Here is a 487-nt window from a genome sequence, read left to right as displayed (position 1 = left end):
TCACACCATGGGAGTGGGTTTTACCAGAAGTGGCTAGTCTAACCGCAAGGAGGACGGTCACCACGGTAGGATTCATGACTGGGGTGAAGTCGTAACAAGGTAGCCGTATCGGAAGGTGCGGCTGGATCACCTCCTTTCTAAGGATTTTAACGGAATATAAGACCTTGGGTCTTATAAACAGAACGTTCCCTGTCTTGTTTAGTTTTGAAGGATCATTCCTTCAAAACATAGGAACACCTGCTAAATGCGCCACTTCCTGTGGCAACGCATGTGTTAGCATGTCCTATGCGTTGTTCTTTGAAAACTAGATAACAGAAGTAATTCACATTCAATTAGTAATGCAAGATATCACGTAGTGATTCTTTTTAACGGTTAAGTTAGAAAGGGCGCACGGTGGATGCCTTGGCACTAGGAGCCGATGAAGGACGGGACGAACACCGATATGCTTCGGGGAGCTGTAAGCAAGCTTTGATCCGGAGATTTCCGA

2 rRNA genes are annotated in these 487 nt (G+C 46.0%); both read left to right on the top strand.

The annotated features are described in order from the left end of the window. Positions 1–137: ribosomal RNA gene (locus SB765_RS27995) — 16S ribosomal RNA — on the top strand; the annotation flags it as partial. 233 nt (positions 138–370) lie between these two features. Next, positions 371–487, top strand: a 23S ribosomal RNA gene (locus SB765_RS27990); the annotation flags it as partial.

Origin of the sequence: Pseudomonas sp. SIMBA_067, from assembly GCF_046534675.1 — a bacterium.
In the GTDB taxonomy this organism is placed as follows: domain Bacteria; phylum Pseudomonadota; class Gammaproteobacteria; order Pseudomonadales; family Pseudomonadaceae; genus Aquipseudomonas; species Aquipseudomonas putida.
The sequence above is the reverse complement of the archived record's forward strand: the minus strand, read 5'-3'. Positions and strand labels throughout refer to the sequence as shown.